General features: G+C 72.0%; 18 protein-coding genes. 5 read left to right on the top strand and 13 right to left on the bottom strand.

Annotated features, from left to right (window positions below; all coding sequences use genetic code 11):
• Window positions 1-21: 21 nt before the first annotated feature.
• The 4 genes from OG392_RS17690 to OG392_RS17675 all read right to left on the bottom strand — a co-directional run bounded on the left by OG392_RS17690 (window position 22) and on the right by OG392_RS17675 (window position 4,044).
• Window positions 22-981, bottom strand: coding sequence for a D-2-hydroxyacid dehydrogenase family protein (locus OG392_RS17690; protein ID WP_329280475.1), 960 nt, complete (start codon window positions 979-981; stop codon window positions 22-24).
• A 97-nt stretch (window positions 982-1,078) separates the two neighbouring features.
• Window positions 1,079-1,516 (bottom strand): hypothetical protein, encoded by a 438-nt coding sequence (locus OG392_RS17685; protein ID WP_329280473.1) that lies wholly within the window; start codon window positions 1,514-1,516, stop codon window positions 1,079-1,081.
• Window positions 1,513-2,976, bottom strand: a complete 1,464-nt coding sequence (locus OG392_RS17680; protein ID WP_329280471.1) for an APC family permease — start codon at window positions 2,974-2,976, stop codon at window positions 1,513-1,515. The genes OG392_RS17685 and OG392_RS17680 overlap by 4 nt, the downstream gene beginning before the upstream one ends.
• A gap of 105 nt (window positions 2,977-3,081) precedes the next feature.
• Window positions 3,082-4,044, bottom strand: coding sequence for a GlxA family transcriptional regulator (locus tag OG392_RS17675; RefSeq protein WP_329280469.1), 963 nt, complete (start codon window positions 4,042-4,044; stop codon window positions 3,082-3,084).
• Between the two features lie 184 nt (window positions 4,045-4,228).
• On the opposite strand from OG392_RS17675, the gene OG392_RS17670 reads away from it, so the two are divergent.
• Both OG392_RS17670 and OG392_RS17665 read left to right on the top strand, forming a co-directional pair.
• Window positions 4,229-4,828, top strand: a complete 600-nt coding sequence (locus OG392_RS17670) for an MBL fold metallo-hydrolase (RefSeq protein ID WP_329280467.1) — start codon at window positions 4,229-4,231, stop codon at window positions 4,826-4,828.
• A 114-nt stretch (window positions 4,829-4,942) separates the two neighbouring features.
• Window positions 4,943-5,302: a hypothetical protein gene (locus OG392_RS17665; protein WP_073908329.1), complete on the top strand. Its 360-nt coding sequence runs from the start codon at window positions 4,943-4,945 to the stop codon at window positions 5,300-5,302.
• Between the two features lie 4 nt (window positions 5,303-5,306).
• On the opposite strand, the gene OG392_RS17660 is transcribed toward OG392_RS17665, so the two are convergent.
• The 6 genes from OG392_RS17660 to OG392_RS17635 all read right to left on the bottom strand — a co-directional run bounded on the left by OG392_RS17660 (window position 5,307) and on the right by OG392_RS17635 (window position 8,531).
• Window positions 5,307-5,579, bottom strand: a complete 273-nt coding sequence (locus OG392_RS17660) for an SCO5918 family protein (RefSeq protein WP_329280462.1) — start codon at window positions 5,577-5,579, stop codon at window positions 5,307-5,309.
• 208 nt (window positions 5,580-5,787) lie between these two features.
• Complete coding sequence (locus OG392_RS17655; protein ID WP_015034705.1) at window positions 5,788-5,991, bottom strand: cold-shock protein; 204 nt, start codon at window positions 5,989-5,991, stop codon at window positions 5,788-5,790.
• Between the two features lie 408 nt (window positions 5,992-6,399).
• Window positions 6,400-6,900, bottom strand: coding sequence for an iron chaperone (locus tag OG392_RS17650; protein ID WP_443054802.1), 501 nt, complete (start codon window positions 6,898-6,900; stop codon window positions 6,400-6,402).
• 108 nt (window positions 6,901-7,008) lie between these two features.
• Window positions 7,009-7,638, bottom strand: a complete 630-nt coding sequence (locus OG392_RS17645; protein ID WP_329280459.1) for a glyoxalase — start codon at window positions 7,636-7,638, stop codon at window positions 7,009-7,011.
• Between the two features lie 10 nt (window positions 7,639-7,648).
• A complete protein-coding gene (locus OG392_RS17640) occupies window positions 7,649-8,089 on the bottom strand; it encodes a helix-turn-helix transcriptional regulator (protein ID WP_329280457.1) in 441 nt (146 codons plus the stop codon).
• A 31-nt stretch (window positions 8,090-8,120) separates the two neighbouring features.
• Window positions 8,121-8,531 carry a VOC family protein gene (locus OG392_RS17635; protein WP_329280455.1) on the bottom strand — a complete coding sequence of 137 codons (411 nt, stop codon included), beginning with the start codon at window positions 8,529-8,531 and terminating at the stop codon, window positions 8,121-8,123.
• 211 nt (window positions 8,532-8,742) lie between these two features.
• On the opposite strand from OG392_RS17635, the gene OG392_RS17630 reads away from it, so the two are divergent.
• The gene (locus OG392_RS17630; protein WP_329287332.1) at window positions 8,743-9,282 is read left to right on the top strand and encodes a DM13 domain-containing protein; all 540 of its coding nucleotides are present in this window, start codon (window positions 8,743-8,745) and stop codon (window positions 9,280-9,282) included.
• Window positions 9,283-9,379: 97 nt separating this feature from the next.
• Here the strand turns inward: OG392_RS17630 and OG392_RS17625 are convergent, their stop codons facing one another.
• The gene (locus OG392_RS17625; protein WP_329280452.1) at window positions 9,380-10,300 is read right to left on the bottom strand and encodes an alpha/beta fold hydrolase; all 921 of its coding nucleotides are present in this window, start codon (window positions 10,298-10,300) and stop codon (window positions 9,380-9,382) included.
• Between the two features lie 68 nt (window positions 10,301-10,368).
• Here OG392_RS17625 and OG392_RS17620 point away from each other — a divergent pair, with 68 nt between their 5' ends.
• The gene (locus OG392_RS17620) at window positions 10,369-11,010 is read left to right on the top strand and encodes a TetR/AcrR family transcriptional regulator (protein ID WP_329280450.1); all 642 of its coding nucleotides are present in this window, start codon (window positions 10,369-10,371) and stop codon (window positions 11,008-11,010) included.
• On the opposite strand, the gene OG392_RS17615 is transcribed toward OG392_RS17620, so the two are convergent.
• Complete coding sequence (locus OG392_RS17615; protein ID WP_329280448.1) at window positions 10,989-11,456, bottom strand: hypothetical protein; 468 nt, start codon at window positions 11,454-11,456, stop codon at window positions 10,989-10,991. The two genes, OG392_RS17620 and OG392_RS17615, sit on opposite strands and share 22 nt — an antisense overlap.
• A gap of 150 nt (window positions 11,457-11,606) precedes the next feature.
• Between OG392_RS17615 and sigJ the strand changes: the two genes are divergently transcribed.
• Window positions 11,607-12,539, top strand: coding sequence for an RNA polymerase sigma factor SigJ (sigJ, locus tag OG392_RS17610; protein WP_329280446.1), 933 nt, complete (start codon window positions 11,607-11,609; stop codon window positions 12,537-12,539).
• Window positions 12,540-12,645: 106 nt separating this feature from the next.
• On the opposite strand, the gene OG392_RS17605 is transcribed toward sigJ, so the two are convergent.
• The gene (locus OG392_RS17605; protein WP_329280444.1) at window positions 12,646-13,839 is read right to left on the bottom strand and encodes an NAD(P)/FAD-dependent oxidoreductase; all 1,194 of its coding nucleotides are present in this window, start codon (window positions 13,837-13,839) and stop codon (window positions 12,646-12,648) included.
• Between the last annotated feature and the right edge of the window lie 23 nt (window positions 13,840-13,862).

Genomic DNA, 13,862 nt, shown 5'->3' with positions numbered 1-13,862 from the left:
CACCGGGCCGGCCCGGGTGGCTCAGCCCAGCTCCCGTACCGGCGCACCCGCCAGGAACGCCTCGATGTCCTCCACCGCCTGCCCGAAGTACCGCCCGTAGTTCCTCTCCGTCACATAGCCGAGGTGCGGCAGCGCGAGCACGTTCGGCAGGGACCGCAACGGATCGTCGGCGGGCAGCGGCTCCGTCTCGTAGACATCGAGCCCGGCCCCCGCGATCCACCCCTCGCGCAGCGCCCGCAGCAGCGCGGCGCCGTCGACGAGCCCCGCCCGGGAGGTGTTGACGAGGTACGCGTGCGGGCGCATCGCCCGCAGCTCGGACTCCCCGACCAGGCCGCGGGTACGGTCCGACAGCACCATGTGGAGCGAGACGAAGTCGCTCCCCGCGAACAGCTCCCGCTTGTCCTCCGCACGACGCACGCCGTGCTCGGCGGCCCGCTCCTCCGTCAGGTTCGGGCTCCACGCGCGCACGTCCATCCCGAAGGCGAGGCCGATCCGGGCCATCCGGGCGCCGATCTTGCCGAGGCCGACGAGGCCGAGGGTCCGGCCCGCCAGGTCGGCGCCCACGGTGGACTGCCAGGGCCCGCCCTCACGCAGTGCCCGTGCCTCGGCCGGTACGTGCCGGGCCAGGCCGAGGAGGAGCGCCCAGGTGAGTTCGGTGGGCGGTTCGGAGCCGCTGGCCGTACCGCAGACGGTGACCCCGCGCGCGCGTGCGGCCGCGACGTCCACGGAGGCGTTGCGCATCCCGGAGGTGATCAGGAGCCGGAGCCGGGGGAGCCGGGCCAGGAGTTCGGCGTCGACGGGGGTCCGTTCCCGCATGACGACGAGGATCTCGCAGTCCTCGACGGCGGCGACGAGCGCGTCCCGGTCGGTGAGGTGCTCGCGCAGGACGCGAACCTCGACGCGGTCGGCGAGCGGGCTCCAGTCGGCGGAGTTCAGGGCGGCGCCCTGGTAGTCGTCGAGTACGGCGCAGCGCAGCTTCATGACGGCATGATCGCGCACGGCCCGGTGCCGGTGGAAGGCCGCTCCCACCGGCACCGGGCGGCCGCTGTCCGGGGCCCGGGCGGGCCGGCCCCGGACCTCAGCGACGCACGGTGTCGTCCGTCTTGAGGTCGTTCAGTTCGTCCACGAACTCGTCGACCTCGTCCGGGCAGTAGACCTGGAGGACGATCCGTTCGACCTCGACGGCCTTGGAGTCGGTGATGACCGGACGCATCCCCGGGCCCGTGGCGCCGTTCCCCTGCTGGATCTTCCACAGCGCCGTCTTCAGCGCGTTGCCGGGATCGTCGCAGACCGGGCCGCCGTCGGTGCCGAGGACCCGTTCGAGGGTCTCGGTGTCGGGGGACGGGTATCCGGCCTTCACCAGCTCCTCCTGGAGCTGGTGGGCCTTGGACGCGGTCTCGTTGTTCGTCCTCACGCTCTCGTACCGGATCAGACCGGTGACGACGAGGCCGACGAGGATGACGATCGCACCCCAGTAGACCCATTTGTGCTCGGAGGCGAAGCGGGTGGGGCTCATGCCTGGCCTCCTTCGCCCGGCGTGGTGGCGGCGGCCGTCTTCCAGCTCGGCTTGCGGAACTTCAGGAAGGCCCACGGGATGAGCAGGCCCAGGATGACGAGGCCGCCGCCGACGATGGCGATGTACGACCAGACGCTGCCGCTGCCGAACTGCGAGCTCGGGATGAAGCCGATGCACAGGGCGGCGAGCGAGGCGAGCAGGCCGACGACGCACAGGACGCCGAGCGCGGGTGCGCGGTAGCCGCGGGGGTGGTCGGGCTGGGACTTCCGCAGGCGCATGGCCGCGACGAACATCAGCAGGTAGACGATGAGGTACACCTGCGTGGTGATGACCGAGAAGATCCAGTAGACGCTGGAGACGTTCGGGATCAGCGCGTACCCGAGGGCGATGACCGTGGTGACGATGCCCTGGGTGACCAGGATGTTCTGCTGGATGCCGTTCTTGTTCAGCTTCTGCAGGAAGGGCGGCAGGTAGCCCTCCTGGCGGGAGATCTCGAGGAGGCCCTTGGAGGGGCCCGCGAGCCAGGTGAGCATGCCGCCGAGGGAGGCGGATACCAGGGCGACGGCGATGATCGGGGTGAGCCAGCCGATTTTGAAGTACGCGAAGAAGGCGTCGAAGGCCTGCATCACGCCGGCCGTGAGGCTGAGCTGGTCGGCGGGGACGACCCAGCTGATGGCGAGCGCCGGCAGGATGAAGATCAGCAGCACCAGGCCCATCGCGAGGAACATCGACTTCGGGTACTCCCGCGGCGGGTCCTTGAGCGAGGAGACGTGCACGGCGTTCATCTCCATGCCGGAGTACGACAGGAAGTTGTTGACGATCAGGACGAGGCTGGCGAGGCCCGTCCACTGCGGGAAGAGGTTCGAGGCGGTCATCGGGGCGGCCGAGGGGTTGCCCTGCCCGAGGAAGACCATGCCGAGGACGACGAGCAGGGTGCCGGGGATCAGGGTGCCGATGATCAGGCCCCAGCTGGCCAGTCCGGCCAGCGCCTTCGTACCGCGCGAGGAGACCCACACGCCGGACCAGTAGAGGACCACGATGACGATCGCGGTGTACGGGCCGCTGTTGGCGAGGGCCGGATCGATGATGTACGCGATGGTGGACGCGACGAATCCGAGCAGGCTCGGGTAGTAGAAGATCGTCATCGCGAACTGGCACCACACGGCGAGGAATCCGAGCGGCTTCGACAGCCCCTCGGAGACCCACCGGTACACGCCGCCGTTCCAGCCGGAGGCGAGTTCCGCGGAGACCAGGGCAGTCGGCAGCAGGAACACGATCGCCGGGACGAGGTAGAGGAACACACAGGCCAGGCCGTAGACGGCCATGGTGGGCGCGGCCCGCAGACTCGCCACCGACGCGGTGGTCATCAGGGCGAGCGTCACCCAGGTGAGAGTGGTCGGTGCGGGCCGTGTCGCCGCCCGTGGCCGGGGAACGTCGGCCGGTGTGTCGATGCTGCTCATGGGCGCCTTCCCTCGGATCACACGATCAGTTCACGCTCGATCGCACGGGGGGCTTCCACAAGTGGAGTGCGTCCGGACGGGGGACAGGCGGTCGGACGGTAGGTCTCAGACGGTGGGCGTGCGGGTGAAGGAGCGGCGGTACGACCGGGGCGGGACGCCGCGGCGGCGGACGAACTGGGCGCGGAGCACCGCCGCGCTCCCGAAGCCGACCGCGTGGGCGATCTCCTCGACCGGCAGGTCCGTGGTCTCCAGGAGCTCCTCGGCCCGGCTCAGCCGCAGGGAGAGCAGCCACGCGTGGGGGGTGGTGCCCGTGGAGGCGGCGAACCGGCGCGCGAAGGAGCGACGGCTCATCAGCGCCCGGCGGGCCAGCTCCGCGACGGGGAGCGGCTCGTGCAGATGCTCCCGGGCCCAGGCGAGGACCTCGGTGAGCCGGTCGTCCCGGCTGTCCTCGGGGACGGGCGTGGCGAGGTACTGGGCCTGGCCGCCGTCCCGGTGGGAGGGGAGCACCAGGTCCCGGGCGATGGCGTTGGCCGTGGTGGCCCCGTACTCCCGGCGCAGCAGGTGCAGGCAGAGGTCGAAGCCGGCGGCGGCGCCCGCGCCCGTGACGATGGGGCCCTGGTCGACGTAGAGGGCGTCGGGTTCGACGGTGACGTCCGGGTGGCGTTCGGCCAGGAGTCCGGCGAACCGCCAGTGGGTGGTGGCCCGCCGCCCGTCGAGCAGCCCGGCGGCGGCGAGCGCGAACGCCCCGACGCAGTGGGCGGCGACGAGCGCCCCGCGCGCGTGGGCGGCGGTCAGCGCGTCGAGCACGGCGGGCCCCGGGGGCGTGCGGAACTCGGCCCAGGGCAGGGCGATCACGAGGTCGGCGGTGGCCAGCCGGTCCAGACCGTGCTCGACGACCAGGGGCAGCCCGACATCGGTGCGGACGTTTCCCGGCCGGTCGGTGCAGAGGGCGAAGTCGAAGAGGGGAAGCCCGCCGCCGCGGGCGTCGAACACCTCGGAGACGATGCCCGCGCCGAGCATGCCGACCCCGTGCGGGGCGTAGGCGGCGACGGTGACGAACGGCGGCATGGGGCGAGTCTGGCACGGGGGCCGGCAGGGGTACCGATGACGGGGGTGCCGACGCCCGGGCGGGACGCCGGAACGACGCCGGAGGGGGCATCCCGTGGCGCCGGAACGACGATGGCACGATTCCCGCGATCGGTGGCAGTACGGCCACTCGTGAAGATCCCTGCCGCGCAGAAGACTTGGGGACATGACGAACCACGACGCACCGAGCGCCCGCACCGCCGCCTACACGATCCTGACCACCGGCTACACGCTCTCCACGGGCCCCGGGGTCGCCGCCACCGTCTCGTACGTGCGGGACGGTGACCGGCACGTGATCGTCGACCCCGGCATGGTGGCGAGCCGCGACCGGATCCTCGGCCCTCTCGCCGAACTCGGCCTGGGTCCGGACGACATCACCGACGTGGTGCTCAGCCACCACCACCCCGACAACACCATGAACGTCGGTCTCTTCGGCCGGGCCCGCGTGCACGACCACAAGGCGATCTACGAGAACGACCAGTGGACCGACCGCGACGCGGAGGGCCACGAGCTGGCCCCGTCGCTGCGGCTGATCCGTACCCCCGGCCACAGCCCCGAGGACATCACGCTGCTCGCCGGGACCGACGCCGGGGTCGTCGCCTTCGTGGGCGACCTGTGGTGGCGGCCGAACGGCCCGGTGGAGGACCCGGTCGCCCCCGACCACACGGTCCTCAAGGACTCCCGCCTGCGCGTCCTGGCCACGGCCGACGTGATCGTCCCGGGCCACGGCCCGGCGTTCCCGGCGGACGACACGGCGCCGCTGTAGCGGGCGGTCGGGCGGCGGCGGCCCGGGTACGGCCGGCGGCGGGCCGGCGGGGTCCGGTCCAGGTCCTCCCGCGGTACGGCCGGGGGGCCGGGGTGCCGCCTAGAATGGACTTCCATGTCGAAGCCTGACGAGCTGCTCGTTGACATTGCCGCCACGGTGGAGTCCGGGCAGAGCAATCAGATGTCCATGACGGTGGTCGCGGGGGGTGTGGTCCTCACCGGCCGGCTGGCCCCGGAAGCCCTGTGGCGACAGCGCGTGTCGGAGGTCCTGACGGACTCCGCCCGCCTCGGCGAGTTCTCGGGCGTCTTCAGCCCCTCCGAACGCGCGGACGGCCCGCCCACCCACCTGCACTTCCACCTCGCCCGGATCCTCCAGGGCACGGTGGGCATCCCGGAGACCGGCGGCATGTACCGGGTCGCCCTGGAGGACGTGAGCGCCTGGACGGTGGGCGACTTCAGCTACTTCGACCACTGACCGGTCAGAAGGTCGTCTCGGAGGACGGCGTCTGCTCCTCGGCGGTGACGGTGAGGCAGGTGAAGCCGAGCTTCGTCATGGCCCGCACGACCTCGCCGACGCTGAAGTCGCGGCGGTCCTGGCGGGTGACGACCTCGCCGACCTGCTTCACGGGGTACTGGCGCCGCCCGATGACGACGACGTCGCCGACGGCGGGCTCGGGCTTGACGCCCTTCATGGATTCGAGCACGCCGGCTTTGGTCAGCTCGAACGGGAAGCGGGCGATGACACAGCGCATGGTGACTCCTGCGGAGAAGTGGTCCAGAAGGGGGCCGGCCAGGAAATTCCCGCAGCCGATGAGGGGTACTGAAGGGTACGGAGTGGTTCTACGCGGTACTCCACCGTACTGAGGTACCGGGGTTCTCAGGGTTGCAAAGAGCTGAGGCCCGCACCCCAAAGGTGCGGGCCTCAGCTCGTCAGCTTGTGCTACGCGTCAGCGCCGGGTGTCAGGCGGGGACGATGTTCTCGGCGGTCGGGCCCTTCTGGCCCTGCGCGATGTCGAAGCTCACCTTCTGGCCTTCCTGCAGCTCACGGAAGCCGGAGGCGGCGATGTTCGAGTAGTGGGCGAAGACGTCGGGGCCGCCACCGTCCTGCTCGATGAAGCCGAAGCCCTTTTCCGAGTTGAACCACTTCACGGTGCCAGTCGCCATGCCAAATTCTCCTTCGGGGCAGTGCTCGGAGCGCACACTGTGTGTGCTCCGTGTCGCTGCGATGATCGCCCCGTCCGGAAAAAGCCCGGAAATGAAAAAGGGTGCCCAGCGCCGGAAAAACCGGAAGGGCACTCGTACGTTCGGGACCCACAACTGCAACTGATATCGACAGTAGCACGACAGGACGGAGCGTGCGGGGTGAAGATTTCGCCCTGTCGCATCCCGTGTGTTTACATGACAAATTTTCACCGCGCGTAGCATCGAATTCGCACCGGGCGATCTCGGAAATCCCCCCGCCCGTGGCACGGGTCGGGCGAGGGCCTGGCCGGGGCCGCACGCCGTGCGGGCGGGGTGCGGCGGACCTCCGTGCCATGACTCAGGTCACACGTGCCGCCCGCGCCGCCGGCGTCAGCCGGCGGCCTGCGCGATGAGCGCGGCGATCCGGGTCTCGTCGGCGGCGGTGAGTTCGGTGAGCGCGTAGCTGGTCGCCCACATGCTGCCCTCGTCGAGCCCGGCGAGGTCGCTGAAGCCCAGCGTGGCGTAGCGGCTCTTGAACTTCTGCGCGCTCTGGAAGAAGCAGACGACCTTGCCGTCCTTGGCGTACGCGGGCATCCCGTACCAGGTCTTCGGCGCCAGGCCCGGGGCGTGCTCCTTGACGATCGCGTGGATGCGCTCGGCGAGGACACGGTCGGTGTCCGTCATCTCGGCGATCTTCGCCAGGACATCGGCCTCGCCGTCGGCCTTGGCGGAGCGCGCGCCGCGCCGGGCGCTGCGCTTGAGCTCCGCGGCGCGCTCCTTCATCGCGTCGCGCTCCTCCTCGTCGAAGCCGTCGTACTTCGCGCCGCTCGTGGCCTTGGCGGCGGTGGTGCCGGTGCTGGTGCTCTTGATGGACGACCGCGTGTCCGACATGACGGGGTTCCTCTCACAAGGACGGCTGGGACGGTTCCGCGCAAGGGCGGGGGGCGATGGCGAGGTGGGGTGCGGGAGTGGCTGTACGAGCGGGGGCCGGGGCCGTGGTCAGGACGCGGCGGCCACGGAGGCCGGCTCCCAGGTGAACCCGTCCGGGTCGGTGAAGGCGCCGGTGCCCTCGCCGCCGAGCACGATCCGGTGCGATCCCTCGCCGTCGACGGGGACGCCGACGTCCTTCGCGAGCGCGCGGCGCCCGTACAGGGCGAGCGTGACCGGGCTGCCCTCGGCGGCGGCGAACTCGACGTACTTGCGGCCGAAGCTCTTCCCGACGGTGAGACCGTGCCCGACGTAGAAGGCCTTGCTGGCGGCGACGTCCTCCGCTCCGACCAGGAGCACGAAGGAGTCGACGCGGCCGGTGGCCGGGCCGGTGTCCTTCTTGTTCGAGGTCGCGACCTTCCAGATGGTCCCGTCCGGGGCCCGGAAGACACCGGCGTAACCCCAGAAGGACTTCGAGACGGGCTTGAGCGAGGTGGCGCCGGCGGCGAGGGCCGCGTCGACGAAATGCCGGACGTCGGCCGGCCGGTCCACCGTGAGGGAGAGCGAGAAGCCGCGGAAGCCGGTGGTCGGCGCGTCCGAGGCCCGCAGACGCACGTGGGCGCCGAGACCGGACGCGGCGTAGAAACGGTCGGCGGCCTGGAGGTCGGCCACCTCGACGGTGACGGAGGCGATGGCGTTCATGAGAATCACGCTAGGCGCGGGGGGCCACCGGTGCTTCTCGATTCCTGACCGGTCGGCCGACCTGCTTCGCCACGCACGAGGGCATCCCGGCCTCGCCGTCGGCGACCTGGCGTCGGTAGACGCTGGGCGACACGCCGACGAGCTCGGTGAAGCGGGTGCTGAACGTGCCGAGGGAGGAGCAGCCGACCGTGAAGCAGACGTCGGTGACGCTGAGCTCGCCGCGCTGGAGCAGCGCCATGGCGCGCTCGATGCGCCGCGTCATCAGGTACGAGTACGGGGCCTCCCCGTACGCCTGCTTGAACTGGCGGCTGAGGTGCCCGGCCGACATGTTCACCCCGCGGGCGAGTGCCTCGACGTCGAGCGGCTCCGCGTACTCCCGGTCGATCCGGTCGCGGACGCGGCGCAACCGCGCCAGATCACTCAGGCGCTGCGCCTCGGTCAGTGCGCTCATCCACGCAGGATGACACATGGGAGGGCTCCTTTCAGCGGAGTTGCTGGACGCGGACGAGGTTGCCCGCGGGGTCGCGGAAGGCGCAGTCCCGCACGCCGTACGGCTGGTCGGTCGGCTCCTGGACCACCTCGACGTCCTGGGCCTGGACCTTCTCGAAGGTGCCGTCGAGGTCGGGGGTGGCGAGCAGGATCCAGCCGTAGGTGCCCTTGGCCATCATCTCGGCGATGGTGCGCCGCTCGGCCTCGGTGATCCCCGGATCGGCGCCGGGCGGCGCGAGCAGGATCGACGTACCGGGCTGTCCGACGGGCCCGACGGTGATCCAGCGGGTCCTGCCCTGGCCGACGTCGCTGCGCACCTCGAAGCCGAGGGCGTCGCGGTAGAAGGCGAGGGAGGCGTCGGGATCCTCGTGCGGGAGGACGGTGGTGTGAATGGTGATGTCCATGTCCACAAGCTAGTTGGGCGCCCGCGGCCCCGCTTCTCGATTCCTGACGCATGGGGACGTAAGACCTTCGTAAGCCGATCGCTCTGGTACGGGGAGGCCGCGCCGCACTTGAATGACGAGGACGGCGGAAGCGGCACCAGGGGAAGGGGCACGGACGGTGGCAGGCGGCACGGGGAACGATCCGGGGCGGACGCGCCGGCGCGGGCGGCGGCTGCTCGCGGCCGGTCTGGTGGCGCTGACACCGGTGCTGATCGCGGGGGCGTACTGGTTCCAGCCGTGGAAGCTGTGGCAGGACGACCGGGTGCACGAGGCGTTCCCGACCGCGCCGGCTTCGCGGGGGGACGCGGCGCGGTCGTCCGCTCCGGGGGCCACGGGCGGCCCCGCGGCCCCGGCCGGCCCGAAGGCGGTCGCCCGGGGCGACCTGATCAGCCACGAGCACGCGACCACGGGCACGGTCAGGCTCGTCCGCCTGCCCGACGGCTCGCACCTCCTCCGCCTGGAGAACCTCGACACCAGCAACGGCCCGGACCTGCGCGTCTGGCTGACCGACGCCCCGGTGAAGGAGGGCACGCCCGGCTGGCGGGTCTTCGACGACGGCCGGTACGTCAGTCTCGGCAGGCTCAAGGGCAACAAGGGCGACCAGAACTACCCGGTCCCCGCCGGGGTGGACATCGCCGACTACTCCAGCGTCACCATCTGGTGCGACCGCTTCGACGTGTCCTTCGGCGCGGCGGAGCTCGGGGCGGTGTAGCGCGGCCGACCGGGCGACAGGCCGGGCCGACCGGGCCGGCTCAGGCCGGGCCGGGCGGTGGTGAGGCGGGGGCGGGCGTGGTGAGGCGTGGCGCGGTTCACCGGGACTCCCTGGCGCTCTCACCGATGAAGAGGCGCAGTTCCGCGCAGAGGGCGCCGGGGTTGTCCAGCTGGACGAGGGTGCCCGCGTCGGGGATCTCCACATAGCGCCCGCGCGGCAGGAGTTCGGCGAGACGGCGGCCCGTGGCGGGCGGCATCATGCGGTCCTCGGCACCCCAGGCGACCAACGCCGGCCGGTCGAACTCCCGGAGCCTCCCGGCCGCTTCGAGGTACGTGCGCTTCTCCGTGCCGCGGAGGAACGAGGCGAGGTCCCGGCGGATCGCGCGCCGGGTGAGCAGGGGCCGGTACCAGCGGCGTACGAGCGCGTACGGGATCGGGTGCCGCGCCATCCCGCCCAGCGAGGTCCCCATCCGGACGAGGAAGGGCACCCGGAAGGACTGGAGCAGTAGGAAGAGGCCGCCCGGGACGCGGCTCGCCGCGTACAGGGTCCTGCCCTGGACGCCGGGCGGGTAGTTGTCCAGTGCCTCGCAGGAGGTGAGCACCAGGCGGCCGACGCGCTCGTCGCGTACGCCCACGAGGAGTTGGGCCGTACCGGCGTCGTTCTGGACCAGGGTGACGTCGCGCAGGCCGAGGCGTTCGAGGAACTCGGCGAGGAGCGCGGCGATCCCGTGCGCCGACAGGTCCGCGTCCGGCCGCATCGGTCTGCGGTGGCTGCCGAGCGGCAGGACGGGCACCACGACGCGGAAGTCCCCGCGCAGCTCTTCGACGACCGCGTCCCAGACCGACTCGTCGAAGCCGAGCCCGTGGACGAGCACCACGACGTGCTTGTCCGCGGTCCGGCCGCCCGCGGCCCCGTCCCCGCCTCCGTCCTCGCCTCCGTCCTCGCCTCCGTCCTCGCCTCCGTCCTCGCCCGTGTCCGTGTAGTCGATGACGCCTGCGCTCAGTTCGATCTCGGACAACGGACGACCCCCGGCTCGATACGACTGGCTCTCACTAGATCGGTCTATCTAGTGAGAGACTAGCGAGTGTGAGGACCACGGGCGACACCAGGCAGCGCATCGTCACCGCCGCGACCGAGCTTTTCCGGCGCCAGGGCTACGCGGCCAGCGGGATGAAACAGATCGTCGCGGCGGCGGACGCCCCGTACGGCTCGGCGTACCACTTCTTTCCCGGGGGCAAGGCGCAGCTCGGCGAGGAGGTGGTCCGGACGTCGGGTGCGGCCTATCTCGGGCTGATTGCCGCGCTCTTCCCGACGCCCGCCGGCCCCGGGGGCGCGGACGCGGCCACCGCCGGGGGCGCGACCGGTGACATGGCCACCGTCACCCACGACGCGTTCATCGCCGCGGCGGAGACTCTGCGGGAGCTCGACTTCGCGGACCCCTGCCCGATCGCCACCGTCGCGCTGGAGGTGGCCAGTACCCATGAACCGCTGCGCATCGCCACGGCCGAGGTGTTCGCGAGCTGGACGGACGGCCTCGCCGCCCACTACCGGGCCGGCGGCATCGCCGAACCCGCGGCGCACGAGACCGCGAGCTCGGTGATCGCCCTGCTGGAGGGCGCGTTCATGCTGGGCCGCGCCGCCCGCAGCACCGATCCGGTGACGGCCGCGGCGCGGGCGGCCGCGGCCGTCGTGCGGGCGGCCCTGTCTCAGGAGGGCGAGTGCGCGTAGGCGCCCTCCGGTGCCGGGCGCATCCGCTGGAGCACCACCCGTCCCAGGTCGAGCATGCTGAGGCCGAACATCAGGACACCCAGCGGAACATGAACGCCCATCACGTGATAGACGCCCATCACCACCTGCAGCGTCCCGAGGAGCAGGAAACCGGTCGCGTGGAGAGCCGGCCTGCCCGCCCCGCCGCCCGGCCGCCACGCCAGGACCGCCGCGAGCAGGTACAGCATCGACATCGCGTACATGCCCTTGGAGCCCAGATCGTGCAAGGTCGAGCCGACCTCTGAGGTCAGCGCCGCTCCGGCCGTGACGGCCTGGAAGAAGATGCTCGCCGTCTGCAGGGCGATCGAGACGCGCACGAACCCCGCGAACCGGCCGTCGCGCCGTCCCGCCACCGCCGTCCCCGCTGCCGTCGTCGACGCCGTCCCCGCTGTCGTCCGCGTGACCATGATGATCCCGTCCTTCCGCTGCCGGTCGCTCTCTCGACAGTCCGACGACACGGCCCCCGAGAATGTGAGGCGCGGTACCGGGGTTACGGAGTGACGCGCGTCTCACCGATCATGGCGAGCGCGCATCGAACGAAGGGGGACACCACCACCATGAACGGCAGCCGTACGGAACCAGAACGCGGGCTCGCGCCCGCGGCCGCCCGACCCGAGGGCGAGTACCGGCAGTTGATCAACGTCGCGTACCGGCTGCTCGGCTCCCTCGCGGAGGCGGAGGACGCCGTCCAGGAGGGCTTCGCACGCTGGTACGCGATGTCCGGCCCGCAGCAGGAGGCCATCGAGGTGCCCGGCGCCTGGCTGACGACCGTGGTCGGCCGTATCTGCCTGGACGTCCTCGGCTCGGCGCGGGCGCGGCGCGAGCGCTATGTGGGCGAGTGGGTCCCGGAGCCGCTGCCCGACACGGTGGAGTGGCTGAACGGCCGGGCCGGCGACGGCGGGAGCGACCCCGCCGACCGGATCGCCCTCGACGAGTCGGTCGACATGGCCTTCCTCGTCGTCCTCGAATCCATGACCCCGGCCGAGCGGGTCGCGTTCATCCTGCACGACGTCTTCCGGTACCCCTTCACGGAACTGGCCACGATCGTCGGCCGCACGCCCGCTGCCTGCCGACAGCTCGCCTCGTCGGCCCGCCGGCGCGTCCGGGACGCCCGGGCGCCGGAGCTGCCGACCGGGCTGCAGGCGCGTGTCATCAAGGACTTCAAGCAGGCGTGGGAGGCCCAGGACATCGCGGCGCTCGTCGGCCTGCTCAACCCCGACGCCACGGTGGTCGTCGACGGCGGCGGCCTGGTCGGCGCGGCACTCCGCCCGATCACCGGTGCCGCGGAGATCGCCCGCTACATCGTCGCCATCGGCGACATGGCGCCCGGAACGACCCTCCAGGTCCGCACGGTCAACGGCCGCCCCGGCCTGGTGGCCCGACGCGGCGGTACGACCGTGACGGTGGCGGCCTTCGGCCTCGCGGGCGACCGGATCACGCACATCTGGGCGGTCCGCAACCCGGAGAAGCTCCAGCCCTGGACGGAATGAGGCGACCGGGCGAGACCCGGCCGCTCATTCGAAGCAGCGACCGGGCCGCGGGGGTGCCACCGTCGGGCCACCGACCCCGTCCCACCGACCGCGCCGCCCGCGGTCCTCAGCGGGCGGCGAGGCGCGGTGCGGCCGGCTCGGTGGCCGCCGTCAGCCGGCGGCGGCGGCTCGGCATCATCATCGTCGGGTGGGAGACGCTCCAGGCCGCGCCCGCGCAGATGAACTCCTTGATACGGGCACCGGCCCGGCCCGTGACGACGGTGGACGTCATCCCGTCCTCGTGGGTCACCTTCTGGAAGACGGCGTCACGGCGACCGAGGCTGATGCACTGAGCGGCGTAACCGATCGTGCTCTCGGGAATCCTGCCGCCGGTCAGGCGCGCCGCGAGGGCGTCGGCGGCCCGCCAGGCCATCGGGCTCGCCGTGGCGCACGACATCCGCAGCGGCCTGCCGCCCGGTCCCTCGGCGAACGCGGCGTCGCCGACGGCGTACACATCGGGGTGCGAGACCGAGCGCATGGTGGCGTCGACGACGATCCGTCCGGTGCCGGACACCTCCAGGGCCGTCGCGGCGGCGATCGGGTGCACTGCGAAGCCCGCGGTCCACACGGTCACGTCGGCCGGGATCTCCCGCCCGTCGCCCGTGACGACGCCGTGCGCGTCGACCCGGGTGATGTCGGCGCCCTCGTGGACGGTGATGCCGAGCCGGCCGAAGACGGTCCGCAGGTGGTTCCGGGCCTTCTCGCTCAGCCAGGCGCCGACCCCGTCGCGGGCGGCGAGGGCGACCGCCAGGTCCGGGCGGGCCTCGGCGATCTCGGTGGCCGCCTCGATGCCGGTGAGGCCGCCGCCGACGATCAGCACGGTCCCGCCGGCCTCCAGCTCGCCCAGGCGCGCCCGCAGTCGCAGCGCGTCCTGCTTCCCTGCGACACCGTGGGCGTGCTCGACGACCCCCGGGACGTCGAGGGCGCCGGCGGTGCTCCCCAGCGCGTACACGAGGCTGTCGTAGCCGAGGGTCTCGGCGCCGTGCTCACCGGAGAGCTCGACGGTCCCGCGGTCCACGTCGACGGCGGTGACCCACGCCGACCGGAGCTCCACGCCGGTGCCCGCGTACACGTCCCGCAGCGGGCGGCTCGGCAGATCCTGTCCGCTGGCGAGCTGGTGCAGACGGACCCGCTCGACGAACTCGGACTCGCCGTTGACGAGGGTGATCTCGACGTCGTCGCGGTGCAGCCGCTTGGCGAGGCGACCGGCGGCGATCGCTCCGGCGTACCCGGCTCCGAGGACAACGATGCGGTGCTTCATGGCTGGCTCCCTATCCGGTTGGA

This window comes from Streptomyces sp. NBC_00691 (assembly GCF_036226665.1).
Taxonomy (GTDB): domain Bacteria; phylum Actinomycetota; class Actinomycetes; order Streptomycetales; family Streptomycetaceae; genus Streptomyces.
Note: the sequence above shows the minus strand (reverse complement) of the source record. Positions and strands in the feature narration are given on the sequence as shown.